Origin of the sequence: Actinomadura sp. 7K507, from assembly GCF_004348425.1 — a bacterium.
Classification (GTDB): Bacteria; Actinomycetota; Actinomycetes; order Streptosporangiales; family Streptosporangiaceae; genus Spirillospora.
In genome coordinates, this window is record NZ_SMKK01000483.1 from 1 (window position 1) to 2,224 (window position 2,224).

At 66.7% G+C, this 2,224-nt stretch carries 2 protein-coding genes; both read left to right on the forward strand.

What is annotated here, in order from left to right; translation table 11 throughout:
* Positions 1 to 79 precede the first annotated feature (79 nt).
* The gene (pafA, locus tag E1285_RS44660; RefSeq protein ID WP_132160963.1) at positions 80 to 1,438 is read left to right on the forward strand and encodes a Pup--protein ligase; all 1,359 of its coding nucleotides are present in this window, start codon (positions 80 to 82) and stop codon (positions 1,436 to 1,438) included.
* Between the two features lie 138 nt (positions 1,439 to 1,576).
* Positions 1,577 to 2,224: FKBP-type peptidyl-prolyl cis-trans isomerase (locus tag E1285_RS44665; protein WP_165967049.1), on the forward strand; the 648-nt coding region annotated here is incomplete at its 3' end.

Consider the following 2,224-nt stretch of genomic DNA (forward strand, 5'->3'; position numbering starts at 1 on the left):
GTGCGGCGGGGTTCGGTGCGGGGGAAACGGTGGGCTGGAGAGACTGCCAAGTCGGGGCCGTGCCGCATAGGGTCAGGGTGTGGACAGGCGCATCTTCGGGCTTGAGAACGAGTACGGCGTCACCTGTACCTTCCGGGGTCAGCGGCGGTTGTCACCGGATGAGGTGGCGCGCTATCTGTTCCGGAGGGTGGTGTCGTGGGGTCGTAGCAGCAACGTGTTCCTGCGTAATGGGGCGCGGCTCTACCTGGACGTGGGGAGTCACCCGGAGTACGCGACGCCGGAGTGCGACAGTGTCGTGGATCTGGTGACGCATGACAAGGCCGGTGAGCGGATTCTGGAGGGGCTGCTGGTCGATGCGGAGCGGCGGCTTCGTGAAGAGGGCATCGCCGGCGACATCTATCTGTTCAAGAACAACACGGATTCGGCGGGGAACTCGTACGGCTGCCATGAGAATTATCTGGTGGGCCGTCATGGGGAGTTCGGGCGGCTGGCGGATGTGCTGATTCCGTATCTGGTGACGCGGCAGATCATCTGTGGTGCGGGGAAGGTGCTGCAGACGCCGCGTGGGGCGGTGTACTGCGTGTCGCAGCGGGCGGAGCACATCTGGGAGGGTGTGTCGTCGGCGACGACGCGGTCGCGTCCGATCATCAATACGCGGGATGAGCCGCATGCGGACGCGGAGCGGTTCCGGCGGCTGCATGTGATCGTCGGTGACTCGAACATGAGTGAGACGACGATGCTGCTGAAGGTCGGTGCGACCGATCTGGTGCTGCGGATGATCGAGGCCGGCGTGGTGATGCGTGATCTGACGCTGGAGAATCCGATCCGGGCGATCCGTGAGGTCAGTCATGACATGACGGGGCGGCGGAAGGTGCGGCTGGCGAACGGCCGGGAGGCGAGTTCGCTGGAGATCCAGAAGGAGTATTTCGAGAAGGCGCGCGATTTCGTGGACGCGCGTGGCGGGGACGCGACGGCGAAGCGGGTGCTGGAGCTGTGGGAGCGGACGCTGCGGGCGGTGGAGACGGGTGATCTGGATCTGGTCGAGCGTGAGATCGACTGGGTGACGAAGTACAAGCTGATCGAGCGGTACCGGCGGAAGTACGATCTTCCGTTGTCGTCGCCGCGTGTGGCGCAGCTGGATCTGACGTATCACGATGTGCATCGTGAGCGGGGGTTGTACTACCTGCTGGAGAAGCGGGGGGCGGTGGACCGGGTGACGCGGGATCTGGACATCTTCGAGGCGAAGTCGGTGCCGCCGCAGACGACGCGGGCGCGGTTGCGGGGCGAGTTCATCCGGAAGGCGCAGGAGAAGCGGCGTGATTTCACGGTGGACTGGGTGCATCTGAAGTTGAACGATCAGGCGCAGCGGACGGTGTTGTGCAAGGATCCGTTCCGGTCGGTGGATGAGCGGGTGGACAAGCTCATCGCCGGTATGTGATCACCGGTATGTAGGGGTTCGCGGTAGGTGCGGCGGGGCCTTACCGGTGGGTCACTTGGCGGTAGGGTGAGCGCGCAGTAGCGCTCATCCGCCCCCTCGGAGGCCCCCCGTATGCGTCGTCGTGTCCGGTTGTTGCCCGTGGTCGCCGTGCTCGCCGCGCCGCTCGCGCTGTCGGCGTGTTCGGGCGGTGGTGTGGACATCACGGTGAAGGGTGATTTCGGGAAGCTGCCCGAGGTGGAGTTCCCCGATGGTGCGCCGGGTGAGTCCTTCGCGGTGGAGACGCTGGAGGAGGGCGAGGGGGCGGCTGCCCGTAAGGGTGATCTGGTGGTGGCCGATTATGTGGGCTACCGGTGGAGTGAGTCGGGGCGGAAGCTGCTGGCGAGCAGTTATTCGAAGGGTCCGGGGGCGTTCCCGACGGGGCAGTTGGTCGCGGGGTTGACGAAGGCTTTGGACGGGGCGCGTCCGGGGTCGCGTGTGGTGGCTCGGATTCCGCCGGAGGACGGGTTCGGTGAGAAGGGCGACCCGAAGCATCAGGTGGGCGCGGACGACACGCTGGTGTACGTGCTGGACGTGCGGGCGGTGTATGGGAAGTCCGCGGGGCCGGAGGGGGAGAGGCAGGCGCCGCTGGACGATCCGGGGTTGCCGGAGGTGGCGGACGCGGCGGCGGGGCAGGTGCCGCGGGTGACGGTGCCGCGTGCCGGGGCGCCGGAGAAGCTGCAGGTGCGGACGCTGGTGAAGGGCGGCGGCCCGGCGGTGAAGAAGGGGCAGTTGCTGGCGTTGCAGTAC